This is a genomic window from Agrobacterium sp. lyk4-40-TYG-31, assembly GCF_030209855.1.
Taxonomy (GTDB): Bacteria; Pseudomonadota; Alphaproteobacteria; order Rhizobiales; family Rhizobiaceae; genus Agrobacterium; species Agrobacterium vaccinii.
The window spans coordinates 272,612-287,122 of the sequence record NZ_JARVRE010000004.1; the positions used below are offsets into that span (position 1 = coordinate 272,612).

The following is a 14,511-nucleotide window of genomic DNA, read 5'->3' on the forward strand; positions in this document are numbered from 1 at the left end:
GTCTGGTTCTACTTAAGCGGCCTGCCTCAGACCGCTACGCACCTCTGCAAAGATTTCCACAGAGCGCAAACGTTTTTCTATGCTGTGCACAGGCATTGAGACGATCAGTTCATCCGCTGCCGTTTCAGACAGGAAGTCCGCCAGTTTCCGCTCCACCGTCGCGTGAGAGCCAACAACTGCGTAGCGCAGTGTGTGGTCGACGGTGATGCGCTCCATATCGCTCCAGTAATCGTCCATGCTCTCCACCGGCGTCGGGAACTGGGTGCGGACGTTTTTGCGCAGGTTGACGAATTGCTGCTGGGCGGAGGTAAAGAGGTGCTGCGCCTCTGCATCCGTATCCGCGCCCACACCCATGACGCCGACCATGACGTAGGGCTTCTGCAGGGTGGCGGATGGCTGGAAGCGTTCGCGGTAGATTGCAATGGCGTCCATCAGCATATCGGGTGCGAAATGCGACGCGAAGGAATAGGGCAGGCCGAGGGCTGCAGCGAGATGGGCGCTGTAGGTGCTGGAGCCCAAAAGCCATATAGGCACATTGGTGTTCATGCCTGGCACTGACAGGATCGACTGCTCCGGCTGCGGCGCGCCAAGATATTGCTGCAACTCGATGATGTCGTGCGGGAAGTTTTCCGCACTCGCATCGAGGTTCCGGCGCAGCGCGCGGGCGGTGCGCATATCTGTTCCCGGTGCGCGGCCAAGGCCGAGATCGACACGTCCGGGCAACAGTGCGGCCAGCGTGCCGAACTGTTCGGCAATGACCAGTGGCGAGTGGTTTGGCAGCATGACGCCGCCGGAACCGACGCGAATACGCGAGGTCGCTGCCCCGACATGGGCAATCACGAGTGCGGTGGCGGCACTGGCGATGCCCGGCATGCCGTGATGTTCGGCAAGCCAGATACGCTCATAGCCATGTTCTTCGGCTTTGATTGCCATGCGGCGCGAATTCTCAAGCGCCTTGCTCACGGTCTCGCCTTCACCAATGGGCGACAGATCGAGAATGGAAAAAGGGATCATCGGACGCTCCTTCGGGATTTCAGCTTTCACACGATGTAAGTTGCAGTGCAGAATTTGCCAGAGCGGTCGCGCCGAATTGATCGTTGCATCAAAAAAACTGGTCCAGCGGTGCGACGTTTTGGAGTGCTGGGTCCAGAAGCTGTGCGTTCGTCACGGATGTTGTCGTTTTGTTCACTTATCGCTGGCAGGTTTCACCGCTGAACGGTAGGGTTACATATGCAAAATGCGATTCGAATTATCGGGATTGATCCCGGGCTGCGGCGAATGGGCTGGGGTGTCATCGAAACACTCGGCAACAGCCTGCGTTTCGTGGCCTCCGGTACGGTGACGTCTGATGGCGATATGGATCTGGCCTCGCGGCTTTGTCAGTTGCATGATGGCCTGGCGGATGTCGTCCATTCGCATCAGCCGCATGAAGCTGCAGTGGAGCAGACCTTCGTCAACAAGGATGCGGTGGCAACGCTGAAGCTTGGTCAGGCACGTGGCATTGCTATGCTGGTTCCCGCACGCGCAGGTCTGCCGGTTGCCGAATATGCGCCGAATGCTGTCAAGAAAGCCGTTATCGGTGTTGGCCACGGCGACAAGCAGCAGATCCATATGATGTTGAAAATTCTGATGCCCAAGGCGGAGTTCAAGGGCAATGATGCGGCGGACGCTCTCGCCATCGCCATCTGCCATGCTCATAATCGCGTGGGCGAGCGCATGCGGCGCGTGCTGGCGGCCAGCTAATCTCTTACTCACCGGACGGGCATCAACATGATCGGAAAACTCAAAGGCACCATTGACGAAATCGGCGACGATTACGTTCTCGTCGATGTGCATGGCGTCTGCTACGTGGCCCATTGTTCGGCCCGCACCCTGTCACGGCTGGGATCGGCCGGTGAGGCGATCGTTCTCTTCATCGAAACCTACGTACGGGAAGACCAGCTCAAGCTGTTCGGCTTCATGAGCGCGCTGGAACGCGAATGGTTCAACCTGTTGCAAAGCGTGCAGGGCGTGGGCTCCAAGGTGGCCCTGGCGGTGCTTTCGACGCTGTCTCCCTCCGAGCTTGCCAACGCCATCGCGCTGCAGGACAAGGTGGTCGTTTCGCGTGCTCCCGGGGTCGGTCCCAAGGTGGCGGTCCGTATCGTGACTGAACTGCGCAACAAGGCCCCCGCCTTTGCGGGCGAAGCATCCGCGTCCATCGGTCTTAAACAGGAGTTGGGCGAAGGGGTCGCCTCCGCGCCGGTGGCTGATGCCGTCTCGGCACTTACCAATCTCGGTTATTCCCGCGATCAGGCCGCCAATGCGGTTGCTGCGGCGCTGAAGAACGGCGGGGAGGGTGGTGACAGCGCCAAGCTAATCCGGCTGGGGTTGAAGGAGCTTTCGCGGTAAGCCTTCCTGTGTTATTTTCCTTACAATTTCCAAAAAGTAAGAAAGTTTGCGATCATGGGATTTCAGACCACCATCACATCCAAAGGACAGATGACTGTTCCGAAGAGCGTTCGCGAACAGCTTGACATCAGACCAGGTGACAAATGCTACGTCTGGGTCCGTAACCGTGAGATGGTCGTCGTGCCGCGCAACCAGTCATTCAACGATCTGGCTGGTTTGCTGGGCGCCCCACCCAACGGCAGGAAGCTGACGATTGACGACATGAATCCGGCAATCGGGTATTCGGTGTCTGAAGCCTACGAGGAATCAATGCGCAACGAGGACGATGAATGAGCGGTCGATTTGGTATCGATACGAATATTCTTCTGCGTGTTGCCGTCAACGATGATCCTGCTCAAAGGGACCGCGTCGTAAACTTTATAAACGAGCTTGGGAAGAACGATACGCTGGTCGTTAGTGTGGTCGTGATGATGGAAACGGCTTGGGTTTTGGAGCGGTTTTATGGCTACTCCAAAGACGCCGTTCTTGATTTTATTCAGGCTATCCTCGAACGTCGTGAAATCGAGGTGCCGGATTATGAAGTGGTCGGCAACGCGATCGATATTTGCCGCAATTCCGGCGCGGATTTTTCCGATGCCGTCATTTCGGAAATGAACAGAATGGCTGGCTGCACCGTGACCTATACATTCGACCAGAAAGCAGCGCGTAAAATACCCGGAATGGAAATGCTGACATGAGCGACGCGGCACGGCTTATTTCTTCGGAAAAGCGCGGTGAGGATATCGATACGACGCTGCGCCCGCAGACGCTGGATGATTTTACCGGTCAGGCGGAGGCGCGCGCCAACCTCAAGATTTTCATCGAGGCGGCAAAGAACCGTGGCGAGGCGCTGGACCATGTGCTGTTCGTAGGCCCTCCAGGCCTTGGCAAGACGACGCTGGCGCAGATCATGGCCAAGGAACTCGGTGTCAACTTCAAGTCAACGTCCGGGCCCGTGATTGCCAAGGCGGGTGATCTGGCAGCGTTGCTGACCAATCTCGAAGAGCGGGACGTTCTGTTTATCGATGAAATCCATCGCCTGAGCCCGGCTGTGGAAGAAATTCTTTATCCAGCGATGGAGGATTTTCAGCTCGATTTGATCATCGGCGAGGGGCCCGCGGCACGGTCGGTGAAGATCGATCTGTCCAAATTCACGCTGGTCGCCGCCACCACACGACTCGGGCTTTTGACGAACCCGCTGCGGGATCGTTTTGGTATCCCCGTTCGCCTGTCTTTCTATACCGTCGAAGAGCTTGAAATGATCGTTCGGCGTGGCGCGCGCATCATGGGATTGCCGATGACAGAGGAGGGCGCGCGCGAAATCGCCCGCCGTTCGCGTGGAACGCCGCGTATTGCAGGACGGCTGTTGCGACGGGTGCGGGACTTTGCCGAAGTGGCGCGGGCGGAAGCCGTGACGCGGCAGATTGCCGATGAGGCGCTGACGCGGCTGCTTGTGGACAATATGGGGCTCGATCAACTCGACATGCGCTATCTGACCATGATCGCTGTCAATTTTGGTGGGGGTCCTGTCGGGATCGAGACGATTGCGGCGGGCCTGTCGGAGCCGCGCGATGCGATCGAAGATATTATCGAACCCTATATGATCCAGCAGGGCTTTATCCAGCGCACCCCGCGTGGCCGTATTCTCACCGCAACGGCGTGGAAACATTTGGGCATGCAGCCTCCGAAGGATATGGAAGCGGCTCAGTTTCGCATGACGCTTGAGGACGATTGATCGTGATCACCCGCCGCGCACTGCTCAAGACCGCTGCGACCATGGCGGCGGGGCTGGTCTCTCTCGGTGCCTATGCTGGCGGCATCGAGCCCTTAGCACGGCTTTCGACAACGCGCTACCGCATCAACCCGCCCGGCTGGCCCACGGGGCAGAGCCTGCGCATCGTAGCGCTGGCGGATTTTCACGCCTGCGAGCCATGGATGCCCGCCGATCGCATTGCCCGACTGTGCGATTATGCCAATACGCTGGGCGGGGACGTGATGCTGCTGCTGGGCGATTACATGTCCGGCATGAAGCTGGTGACAGGCGTCGTCCCGCCGGAGGATTGGGCGAAGGCGCTTTCGGGGCTGAAAGCACCGCAGGGCGTGCATGCCGTTTGTGGCAATCACGATTGGTGGCAGGACCCGGAAGCACAGCGGTTGAGATTGCGGGAAACCATCGCCCATCAGGCGCTGCGATCGGTTGGCATTCAGGTTCACTCCAACCACGCCGTCCGCTGCGGCACCAACGCGCAGCCGTTCTGGATTGCGGGCGTGGAGGACCAATGGGCCTATCTGACGGGACGCCGCACGACCGGCCTCGATGATCTGCCGGGCACGCTTGCACAGATTACCGACGATGCACCTGTCATCCTCATGGCGCATGAGCCGGATATTTTCGTGAATGTTCCGCAACGCGTTTCCTTGACGCTGTCGGGTCATACCCACGGCGGGCAGGTCAATCTGTTCGGCTGGCGTCCCGCCGTTCCCTCGCGCTTCGGCGCACGCTATGCCTATGGTCATGTTGTGGAGAATGACCGGCATCTCGTCGTCTCAGGCGGACTTGGCTGTTCCATCGCACCCGTGCGCTTCATGTCTCCGCCGGAAATCGTGGTCATCGAGTTGGGGCAAGCCTAAGGAACCAACCGGCCATTCCCACCATTTCCAAGCCTTTGGTGAGGAGTATGGCATGACGAAATTTCGCAAAGGCACGAAGGTCCAATGGAAATGGGGATCGGGCAAGGGAGAAGGCAAAGTCGCCGAAAGTTTCACTGAAGACGTCGAGCGCAAAATCGCTGGCTCCGTCATCAAGCGCAAGGCGAGCGAGGAAGAACCCGCCTACCTTATCGAGCAGGAAGACGGCGGCAAGGTCTTGAAAAGCCACTCGGAACTGGAAAAAGCCGGTTGATCTTTTAAAGATGGCTGCTCTTTCCGTTTAGACAATAGCAGCAAGTGAGAGAGCCATGAGTTACGACCCGTGCCGAGTGTTCAGAAAACTGGCGCGCAATAATTGCATGGCAAATCTGAGACTTCACACCGCCTGCGGTCTGCTCTCGCAGGAGGAATTCGTCGCTCCTCGCATCAGTTTCTTTCCGACGATCCGCGGGACGTTGAATCACATCTATCTGGTCGATCTGTTCTATGTCGATGCCCTGAAGGGCGGCACGTTGGGATATGCCGCGTTTGCTCAGGAAGAGCCTTTCGGTGAAATATCTGCTTTGCGGAATGCGCAAGCGCAGTTGGACGAGGACCTCATCGCATTCGTGGATATGTTGAAGCCGGATGATCTGGCCGTGACCGTGCGGGTGCATCGGGCAGAGCGGATCCAGCAGGACCGTTGCGACGACATTCTCACGCATCTATTCCAGCATCAAACGCATCATCGCGGGCAGGTGCACGCGATGCTGTCCGGCACTTTCGTCAAACCACCACAACTGGACGAATTTATCGTCGGCGACGATGCAGGGGTTCGCAAAGTGGAGCTGGACGCGCTAGGCTGGTCAGAACGCGACCTCATGTTCCCGGAAGACAAAACATATGACTGAAGACACTCGCATCCGCATGAAATTCAAACCCAAGCGTATCTTCCAGATGCGGGTGGCAGGTATTGCCTTCCGGAATGGCCATGTGCTGGTGCACCGGGCAACGCATGAAAAATTCTGGAGCTTTCCCGGCGGTCGTGCCGAAATGGGCGAGCAGTCGCAGGACACGCTGGCGCGGGAAATGGTGGAAGAACTCGGCGTCGAGGCCAGGGTCGGTCGTTTGCTTTGGGTGGTGGAGAACTTCTTCCATTACGAGGGCAAGGACTGGCACGAGCTTGGTTTTTACTACCTCATGGAATTGCCCGAGACGTTTCCCTTCCACGAAGAAAACATCGTCCACCGCATGCAGGACGGCAAGTATCCGCTCGAATTCCGCTGGGCTAGAGCGACCACGCAAGCCTTGACGGAGTTGGATATTCCGCCGTATTTCATCGCCGGTGAGATCGAAAATTTACCCTCTACCGTTCAGCACGTTGTTTGGGATGATCGCAATCTGGATGACAAATGAGGTGCTCTCTCGCCCCCTCATTCCTGTGCTTGTCACAGGAATCCAGCCAGCCCAAGTCCTTGGGCTGAAAAGACTCTCTCCGCCACGCAGACGCGTGACGACTGGATTCCTGTGACAAGCACAGGAATGAGGGAGGTGGTTTTACCGCCGCGTCTAAAGCAGAAAACTTCTCCAAGGGCCTTCGCATGACTGACCTAACCGTATCCCTCTCCGGCGAACTCATCGAACACGGCCACCGGTTGACTCAGCGGGTCTATTACGAAGACACCGATTTTTCCGGCCTCGTGTATCACGCCCGCTATCTGCATTTCCTCGAGCGTGGCCGCACCGATTATCTGCGTTGTCTTGGCTGCGAGCAGAGCGCGCTGCTGACGGCGGATGAGGAAGGGTTGGTTTTTGTCGTTCACCGCATGGAAATCGACTTCAAGTCACCGGCGCGGATGGACGATGTGTTGACCATCACCACGCTGACCGAGAAAGCTGGTGGTGCCAAGATGGTGCTCAATCAGGAGATACGGCGGGGCGATACGCTGTTGATTGTCGCGAAAGTGATTATTGCTGTGATCAACGCCAAGGGAAGACCGCGCCGTCTGCCTGATACCATTGCCGAAAAATTTATGAAGTAAGAAAGCCCTATCGGCCACTTCCTATTTAAAGTGCTTATTTCGTAACACTCTCTTAACCATAATGTAGTCTACCTTAACCATTCGGTATTTGTGCGCCGCACGCCTTCCTTTTACCAAATTTACCGGCAAGTAAGGCGTAATGGCAATATCGGGGCATGGCTCAAGGGGTTTTCGGCGTTGGCTGGAGGACCTCAAGCGTTGATGCGCGTTTAAATCGCCCGGTCATGCACCGGGCGTTTGGATTCGGGGATTGGATTTTTATGGAACAGGCAGGTTTGGCAGCGGCAACGCACGACGTAAGTCTTTGGGCTCTGTTCATGCAGGCTGGCCTCATCGTCAAGATGGTGATGATCGGTCTTCTTGCCGCGTCGGTTTGGACATGGGCCATCGTCATCGATAAATACGTCGCCTTCGGCAAGGCAAAGCGCCAGTTCGACCAGTTCGAACAGGTGTTCTGGTCCGGCCAGTCTCTGGAAGAGCTATATCGCAGCCTGTCCGATCGTCAAAACGGTGGTCTTGCCGCGATTTTCGTGGCTGCCATGCGCGAATGGAAAAAATCCTTCGAGCGTGGCGCACGGTCGCCTATCGGCTTGCAGATGCGTATCGACCGCGCAATGGATGTGACGATGGCGCGTGAGAGCGAGACCTTCGAAGCCCGCCTTGGTTCGTTGGCGACGATTGGTTCTGCCGGTCCGTTCATCGGCCTCTTCGGTACGGTTATCGGTATCATGACCTCTTTCCAGGCGATTGCCGGATCGAAGTCCACCAACCTTGCCGTCGTGGCGCCGGGTATCGCCGAAGCGCTGCTGGCAACGGCCATCGGTCTGGTCGCCGCTATTCCTGCCGTTATTGCTTACAACAAGTTCACGGGCGATGCGGGCAAGCTTCACGCACGGATGGAAGGTTTCGCGGACGAGTTTTCCGCAATCCTGTCGCGTCAAATCGATGAGAAGCTGCAGACACGTCAGGCTGCGCAGTAAGCGCGCACTGAAGCGAGTGGAGTAAACGATATGGGAATGTCAGCAGGCGGTGGCGGCGGTGGTTCCGGTGGACGCCGGGGCCGGGGACGCCGCAGAGGCGGCGGCGCAATCAGCGAAATCAACGTGACGCCGCTCGTCGACGTCATGCTGGTGCTGCTGATCATCTTCATGGTGGCAGCACCGATGATGACGGTCGGCGTGCCTGTCGATCTGCCGCAGACATCCGCCAATGCGCTGAATTCCGATACGCAGCCGATTACGATTTCTGTCAATGCTGATGGCGTCATCCATTTGCAGGAAACACCGATCCAAGCTGCCGAAGTGGCAGACAAGCTGCAGGCTATTTCGACGACCGGCTACAATGAGCGTATTTTTGTGCGTGCTGACTCCGTCGCTGCTTACGGCATCGTGGCCGACGTCATGGCACGCATTCAGGCGGCAGGCTTCAAGAATATCGGTCTCGTGACACAACAGAAACAGGGTAATTGATCTCAGCATGAAGGGCAGCGTCACCACATCCGCGATTGTGCACGCCTCGCTGCTGGCTGTGGCCCTGGTTTCCCTGGGCTCGCCGGCTCAGCTCGAGGTGTCTCAGGCTGAGTCTATGCCTGTCGATCTCGTGTCCGTGGAAGAGATGACGCAGATCCAGCAGGGCGCCAAGGATGCGCCAAAGGCCGAGAAATCTGCGCCTGTGCCCACGACCCGGCCTGATATCGTGGCGAATGCACAAAATGCCGGTAACAACACCACCGACATCGAGGCGCCGCCGACGCCGACGACCAAACCCAACAACAATGAAAGTGCTGCTGCTCCGCCCAAGCAGGAGAAGCCCGCACCTGTGGTCGATACCAAGCCCAACGAGGTGAAGGATATCGTCAAGGAAGAAACATCTGCGCCTAAGCCGCAGGAAACGGCGTCACTTCCCATTCCCAAGCCCGAAATAGCGACGCCACCGACGCCGACACAGCCGCCAGCCCAACAGCAGGCGCAGGAGCCTCCGCCGCAAAATCAGGAACCTGCCGAAATTCCCGTGCCGCCGAATGTGCCGCGTCCGAATTCGCGCCCGCAGCCGCCTGAGCCCAAGCCGGAGCCGCCCAAACAGGCCGAGCAGAAACCTGCGGAGACGAAACCTGCCGAAAAGCCCGCGGAGAAGAAGCCGGATCAGGCCAAGTCGAACGAAAAGCCATCCGACAAGAAGCCCGCAGACCGCAAGCAGGAAACCGCAAAAGCTGCCGCGTCCCAGGCCAGCGAGTTCAATGCCGATGAAATCTCGGCTCTGCTGAACAAGCAGGCACCGTCCGGTGGCGGCGCGAAGCGCTCCACCGAAACGGCCTCGCTTGGCGGCAAGAAGACGATTGGCACCGGCCTCAGCGCCAGTGAAATCGACAGTGTTCGCGGCCAGATTCAGGGCAACTGGAACATGCCGGGTGGTCTGACGGGTGTGGCTGAAGTGCGGGTGGTCATTCGCGTTTCGCTGGACCCATCGGGCAATATCGTGGGTCAGCCGGAGATTACGGCGACAGGTGGACCGGAAGGAACGCGCCGGGCTGTTGAAAGCAGCACGCGCCGCGCACTTTTGCGGTCTGCGCCTTTGCAGAACCTGCCGCGCGAAAAATATGACGGCGAAAAAGGATGGAATACCTTGGTGCTGAACTTCGATCCATCCGATTTTGCCATTTAACCGACAGTTTTGGGACCGATGAACGAACCACTACCCAAATCGATGTCCAATTTTTGTATGAAGCTGAAAGGCTTGTCTCGATGATCAAGTTGTCTCTCCTGCGCGCGGTGATGGTTGCCTCTGGCATGCTGTTGTCGTTCGCTGCGGTAACACCGGCTAGTGCTGAGGTTCAGATCAACATCAACAAGGGCAATGTGCAGCCGCTGCCTATCGCCGTCACGGATTTCATGTCTGCCGATGGCATTGGTGCGCAGGTCTCGCAGGTCATTGCCGCCGACCTCCAGCGTTCGGGCTTGTTTGCGCCCATCAACAAGAACGCCTTCATCGAAAAGATCAGCAATCCTGACCAGCAGCCGCGTTTCGAGGACTGGAAAGTCATCAACGCGCAGGCACTCGTCACGGGCCGCGTGACCAAGGAAGCCGATGGCCGTCTGCGTGCAGAATTCCGCCTGTGGGACACCTTTGCCAACCAGCAGATGACCGGCCAGCAGTTCTTCACCCAGCCTGAAAACTGGCGCCGTGTGGCGCATATCATCGCCGACGCCATCTATGAGCGGGTAACAGGTGAAAAGGGTTACTTCGATACCCGCGTCGTCTTCGTCTCCGAAAGCGGCCCGAAGACCGACCGCAAGCGCGCTTTGTCGATCATGGACCAGGACGGCTTCAACGTTCGCAACCTGACCAACACGAAGGACCTCGTTCTGACGCCGCGCTTCTCGCCCAGCCGTCAGGAAGTGACCTACATGTCCTTCGAGGGTCAGCAGCCGCGCGTTTATTTGTTGCAGCTGGAAACCGGGCAGCGTGAAGTTGTCGGCAATTTCCCCGGCATGACGTTCTCGCCGCGCTTTTCGCCGGATGGACAGAAGGTCATCATGAGCCTTCAGCAGGAAGGCAACGCCAATATCTACACCATGGACCTGCGTTCGCGCACGACGACCCGCCTGACGAATACCGGCGCTATCGACACTGCACCATCTTACGCGCCCGATGGTCAGCGCATTGCCTTTGAAAGCGACCGTGGCGGACGTCAGCAGATTTACGTGATGAACGCCGATGGCTCCGGCCAGACGCGCGTTTCCTTCGGCGATGGCTCCTATTCCACGCCGGTTTGGTCTCCACGTGGCGATCTCATCGCCTTTACCAAGCAGTCGGGCGGCAAATTCTCCATCGGCGTCATGAAGCCCGATGGCTCGGGTGAGCGCATTTTGACCTCGGGCTTCCACAATGAAGGACCGACATGGGCACCCAATGGCCGTGTTCTGATGTTCTTCCGCCAGGCAGCCGGTGCCGGTGGCCCGCAGCTCTATTCCATCGATCTGAGCGGTTACAACGAACAGCTGGTCAAGACGCCGACCTTTGCGTCCGACCCGGCCTGGTCGCCACTGCTGGATTGATCTGCCATTGTGGCGGCGTCCTTGTGAGGGTGCCGCCATATTTTCTACGCATGCCCTACCGGGAAATGCCCTGCCTTCTTCTGCAATTATGTCGTGAGGGCGCAAAAAAAAGCGGGACATTTCCTTTCTGTTAACCATAATTGTTTGGGGGCAATTAACTGCATTCGGTTATTGTCTGGCAACGTTACTGAATTCTAAGGAGAGACCGGCTATGAGCCGTACAAACACTTCGGCACTCGGCCCGATGCAGAGAATTGCCCGTAATCCGGCCATGATCGCACTGACGCTTGCGCTTGCGCTGGCTGGTTGCGCCAACAAGAAGAACATGCCGAACAGCGCTGGCGAGCTCGGCCTGGGTGGTGGTGCAGGTTCCGCAACGCCTGGTTCTTCGCAGGACTTCACGGTCAATGTCGGCGACCGCATCTTCTTCGATACGGACAGCACATCCATCCGCGCAGACGCACAGCAGACCCTGCAGCGTCAGGCACAGTGGCTGGCCCGTTATCCTAACTACGCCATCACTGTCGAAGGCCACGCCGATGAGCGCGGCACGCGCGAATACAACCTTGCGCTGGGTGCACGCCGTGCAGCCGCCACCAAGGAATTCCTGGCTTCGCAGGGTGTACCTGCAAACCGCATGAAGACCATTTCCTACGGTAAGGAACGTCCGGTCGCCGTTTGCGACGACATCTCCTGCTGGTCGCAGAACCGTCGCGCCGTGACCGTTCTGGGTGGCGCAGGCATGTAATTGCCTCGCAGTGAAGTGATGACATGTGAAAGGCGGTCTTCGGGCCGCCTTTTGTTTTTTTCATAGTTTAGCCGAAGTTAAGTTGCTTTTTTACGCAAGATGGAAAAAATCCGGTTTTGCGTCGTTGGGGCGCAAATCAACCAGACAGGACGCAATATGAAGAAACTTGTCGTGGCGGGAATGCTGGGGCTGGCAGCTTTCACCGGACTGAGCGGCACAGCCGTTTCAGGACCGTTGTTGGGCTGGGGTGGGAACTCGAGCACGGTAAAGACGCAGCAGGCACCGGTGATCAATGTTCAGGCGAACGATACGTACCGTGTCCAGCAGCTTGAAGAGCAGATTCGACAGCTGAACGGTCGTATCGAGGAAATGAGTTTCCAGTTGCTGCAAATGCAGGAAACGATCCGCAAGGCTCAGGAAGACAACGAATTCCGCTTTCAGGAGCTGGAAGGTGGCAAGTCTGCCGCACCGGCACCAAAAAAGAAGGCCGAAGCCGAGATTCCATCGGCTGGTCCTCAGGACGATGTCGCAACCATCATTGAAACGCCGTCCCAGGGCGGCGCTTCAATGGGTGGCGTAGCACCGGGCGCAACGGCGACCGGCCCGCGCAGCACGGCTGCGCCAAGCGAGACGACGCTCGGCTCCATCGAGCTGGATTCGCGTGGTCTGCCCGTTGGCGGTACGCTGAACTCCAATGCCAACAATTCCTCGGGCGCGCTCCCAGGCGTGGAAACGGGTCGCACTTCGAGCCCCGATCCGGTCAACACAGCAGCGCTGACCAGCGAAAACGATATCTACCAGGCCGCGTATAGCCACGTTCTCTCCGGCGATTACAAGGCTGCGGAAAAGGGCTTCGAGCAGTATATTCAGGGCTACCCCAAGGGTGCGAAGGCTGCAGACGCGAATTTCTGGCTCGGCGAAGCGCAGTATAGTCAGGGCAAGTTCACGGATTCCGCCAAGACATTCCTCAATGCGCACCAGACCTACAGCAAGTCGCCCAAGGCGCCTGAAATGCTTCTGAAGCTTGGCATGTCGCTGGCCGCACTCGACAATAAGGAAACCGCCTGCGCGACACTTCGCGAAGTGCCGAAGCGCTATCCCAGTGCCTCCAAGACCGTTCTGGGCAAGGTTACCAGCGAACAGAAGCGCCTGAGCTGCCAGTAAGATGGCGAAGCGGCGATGACGACATGTCGTTTCCCTTAGGCCCGGTTGCGCCGCTTGAGGCTGCACGGCAATTCATCGACAAGATTTCAAAACCCACCTTGATCCTCGTCGCCATTTCCGGCGGCAGTGATTCCACTGGCCTGCTGTTTACGCTGCGGCAGGCGGTGCAGAATGCGGGCAGAAGCGACATTTCCTTACACGCTGTTACCATTGACCACGCGCTTCGCTCTAAGGCGGCGGAGGAAGCGAAAGGCGTAGCGGCACTGTGTGCCAGTATCGGCATCCCAAGCCATATTCGCCGCTGGAGCGATGCCAAACCCACCACCGGCATTTCCGCCGCTGCCCGGCTTGCGCGTTATGCGCTGATTGCCGAGGTCGCAGACGAGATCGGTGCTGACATGATCGTCGTGGGACACACGCTCGGCGATCAGCGCGAGACGATTGCGATGCGCAGCGCCCGCAGTCAGCGGACGGATAATCTCGGCCTTGCGGGTATGGCCGATGCCGTTCTTTACGACCGGCGCCACTGGATCATGCGACCGTTTCTCAATTCGACGCGGCAGGACATCAGGGATTTTCTGACGAGCCTTGGGCAAGGCTGGTACGACGACCCCAGCAACGAAGACGCCAAATATGAGCGCGTTCGGGCGCGTAACGCCGCATCTGGGATATTGATTGATCAGTCAATCAACCGTTTCGATCTTTCTGCAGAAGCGGCGCATCTCATTAAAAATCATATGTCTTGCCATGCTGGCGCTGTGTTCACTCTTAATTCCGACGGCCTGAAATCAGAACCCGCGACGCTTCGGTACGCTATCTCGGCGCTCGCCAGCGTTGTCGGCGGACGGCGATTTGCGATGGCGGCTGACAGCATGGATCGGGTCATGGCTCTGGTGACAGACGGTGAGCCGGGCAGGGCGACTGCCGCGCGCGTGGTGTTCGATCTTCGCAGACAAGCGCTTCATCTCGTCAGGGAAAACCGCGGCGTGGCGACAATGCCGGTGGCCGCTGGTCAACAAATCGTGTGGGACGAACGCTTCGAGATAGTCAACGGCGCTGCCGCCGATATGATCGTGCGCGCACATGGTCCGTTGCAGGGTGGGGAGGAGCCGGGTTTCCCCTCCGTCGTTCCTGCCGGTGTTGCCCGCCGAGCCCTGGAAACTATGCCGTTCATCGTTGATAGCACCGGGCAAGCAGTGGCTGCCGAAGGGGTGTTGCTGAGCCGGGTGATGGCGCCTTACGATCTGTTTTTGCCGCGCTTCGACCTTCAATTGGCGAATGCCATTGCTGCTCTCATTGGTCGTCCGGCCTATCCGCAGGCTCCGGTCTAGGGCAAGCTGCGCTTTTCGCATGGATTTTTCGTACAGTTTTTACCTCAAATCGCATCTGATGCTTCCACCTGCCTTGGCAAGGGCAACTGTCGTCCTTATGTTAGGCACAACATAAT

General features: G+C 58.0%; 18 protein-coding genes. 17 read left to right on the top strand and 1 reads right to left on the bottom strand.

All coding sequences use genetic code 11. From position 1 onward, the window contains the following. Positions 1 to 12: 12 nt before the first annotated feature. Complete coding sequence (locus QRN55_RS06550) at positions 13 to 1,014, bottom strand: LLM class flavin-dependent oxidoreductase (protein WP_284775835.1); 1,002 nt, start codon at positions 1,012 to 1,014, stop codon at positions 13 to 15. Positions 1,015 to 1,230: 216 nt separating this feature from the next. Between QRN55_RS06550 and ruvC the strand changes: the two genes are divergently transcribed. The 17 genes from ruvC to tilS all read left to right on the top strand — a co-directional run bounded on the left by ruvC (position 1,231) and on the right by tilS (position 14,395). Continuing rightward, positions 1,231 to 1,743, top strand: a complete 513-nt coding sequence (gene ruvC, locus QRN55_RS06555) for a crossover junction endodeoxyribonuclease RuvC (RefSeq protein ID WP_112498571.1) — start codon at positions 1,231 to 1,233, stop codon at positions 1,741 to 1,743. A 27-nt stretch (positions 1,744 to 1,770) separates the two neighbouring features. Next, positions 1,771 to 2,388, top strand: coding sequence for a Holliday junction branch migration protein RuvA (ruvA, locus tag QRN55_RS06560; protein ID WP_112498570.1), 618 nt, complete (start codon positions 1,771 to 1,773; stop codon positions 2,386 to 2,388). Between the two features lie 54 nt (positions 2,389 to 2,442). Next, positions 2,443 to 2,721: an AbrB/MazE/SpoVT family DNA-binding domain-containing protein gene (locus QRN55_RS06565; protein ID WP_284775838.1), complete on the top strand. Its 279-nt coding sequence runs from the start codon at positions 2,443 to 2,445 to the stop codon at positions 2,719 to 2,721. Then, entirely contained in the window at positions 2,718 to 3,125 is a 408-nt protein-coding gene (locus tag QRN55_RS06570) for a type II toxin-antitoxin system VapC family toxin (protein WP_284775840.1), read from the top strand. Before QRN55_RS06565 ends, QRN55_RS06570 begins: the two co-directional genes overlap by 4 nt. Continuing rightward, the gene (gene ruvB, locus QRN55_RS06575) at positions 3,122 to 4,162 is read left to right on the top strand and encodes a Holliday junction branch migration DNA helicase RuvB (RefSeq protein WP_284775842.1); all 1,041 of its coding nucleotides are present in this window, start codon (positions 3,122 to 3,124) and stop codon (positions 4,160 to 4,162) included. Before QRN55_RS06570 ends, ruvB begins: the two co-directional genes overlap by 4 nt. Before the next feature lie 2 nt (positions 4,163 to 4,164). Then, positions 4,165 to 5,058: a metallophosphoesterase gene (locus tag QRN55_RS06580; protein ID WP_502871299.1), complete on the top strand. Its 894-nt coding sequence runs from the start codon at positions 4,165 to 4,167 to the stop codon at positions 5,056 to 5,058. Between the two features lie 52 nt (positions 5,059 to 5,110). Continuing rightward, positions 5,111 to 5,329, top strand: coding sequence for a hypervirulence associated TUDOR domain-containing protein (locus QRN55_RS06585; protein ID WP_284775844.1), 219 nt, complete (start codon positions 5,111 to 5,113; stop codon positions 5,327 to 5,329). Between the two features lie 55 nt (positions 5,330 to 5,384). Then, on the top strand, positions 5,385 to 5,966 hold the full coding sequence (locus QRN55_RS06590) for a DinB family protein (protein ID WP_284775846.1): 582 nt from the start codon (positions 5,385 to 5,387) through the stop codon (positions 5,964 to 5,966). Then, on the top strand, positions 5,959 to 6,471 hold the full coding sequence (locus tag QRN55_RS06595; protein ID WP_284775848.1) for an NUDIX hydrolase: 513 nt from the start codon (positions 5,959 to 5,961) through the stop codon (positions 6,469 to 6,471). The genes QRN55_RS06590 and QRN55_RS06595 overlap by 8 nt, the downstream gene beginning before the upstream one ends. Positions 6,472 to 6,656: 185 nt before the next feature. Further along, positions 6,657 to 7,097 (top strand): tol-pal system-associated acyl-CoA thioesterase, encoded by a 441-nt coding sequence (gene ybgC / locus QRN55_RS06600; protein WP_112498563.1) that lies wholly within the window; start codon positions 6,657 to 6,659, stop codon positions 7,095 to 7,097. Between the two features lie 260 nt (positions 7,098 to 7,357). Continuing rightward, complete coding sequence (gene tolQ, locus QRN55_RS06605; protein WP_111837623.1) at positions 7,358 to 8,077, top strand: protein TolQ; 720 nt, start codon at positions 7,358 to 7,360, stop codon at positions 8,075 to 8,077. 30 nt (positions 8,078 to 8,107) lie between these two features. Further along, on the top strand, positions 8,108 to 8,566 hold the full coding sequence (gene tolR, locus QRN55_RS06610) for a protein TolR (protein ID WP_111837624.1): 459 nt from the start codon (positions 8,108 to 8,110) through the stop codon (positions 8,564 to 8,566). A gap of 7 nt (positions 8,567 to 8,573) precedes the next feature. Next, on the top strand, positions 8,574 to 9,758 hold the full coding sequence (gene tolA, locus QRN55_RS06615; protein ID WP_112498562.1) for a cell envelope integrity protein TolA: 1,185 nt from the start codon (positions 8,574 to 8,576) through the stop codon (positions 9,756 to 9,758). Positions 9,759 to 9,838: 80 nt separating this feature from the next. Then, positions 9,839 to 11,152, top strand: coding sequence for a Tol-Pal system beta propeller repeat protein TolB (gene tolB / locus QRN55_RS06620; protein WP_111837626.1), 1,314 nt, complete (start codon positions 9,839 to 9,841; stop codon positions 11,150 to 11,152). Between the two features lie 211 nt (positions 11,153 to 11,363). After that, the gene (gene pal, locus QRN55_RS06625) at positions 11,364 to 11,900 is read left to right on the top strand and encodes a peptidoglycan-associated lipoprotein Pal (protein ID WP_111837627.1); all 537 of its coding nucleotides are present in this window, start codon (positions 11,364 to 11,366) and stop codon (positions 11,898 to 11,900) included. Between the two features lie 156 nt (positions 11,901 to 12,056). Then, complete coding sequence (gene ybgF, locus QRN55_RS06630) at positions 12,057 to 13,064, top strand: tol-pal system protein YbgF (protein WP_284775851.1); 1,008 nt, start codon at positions 12,057 to 12,059, stop codon at positions 13,062 to 13,064. A 23-nt stretch (positions 13,065 to 13,087) separates the two neighbouring features. After that, a complete protein-coding gene (tilS, locus tag QRN55_RS06635) occupies positions 13,088 to 14,395 on the top strand; it encodes a tRNA lysidine(34) synthetase TilS (RefSeq protein WP_284775853.1) in 1,308 nt (435 codons plus the stop codon). Positions 14,396 to 14,511 lie beyond the last annotated feature (116 nt).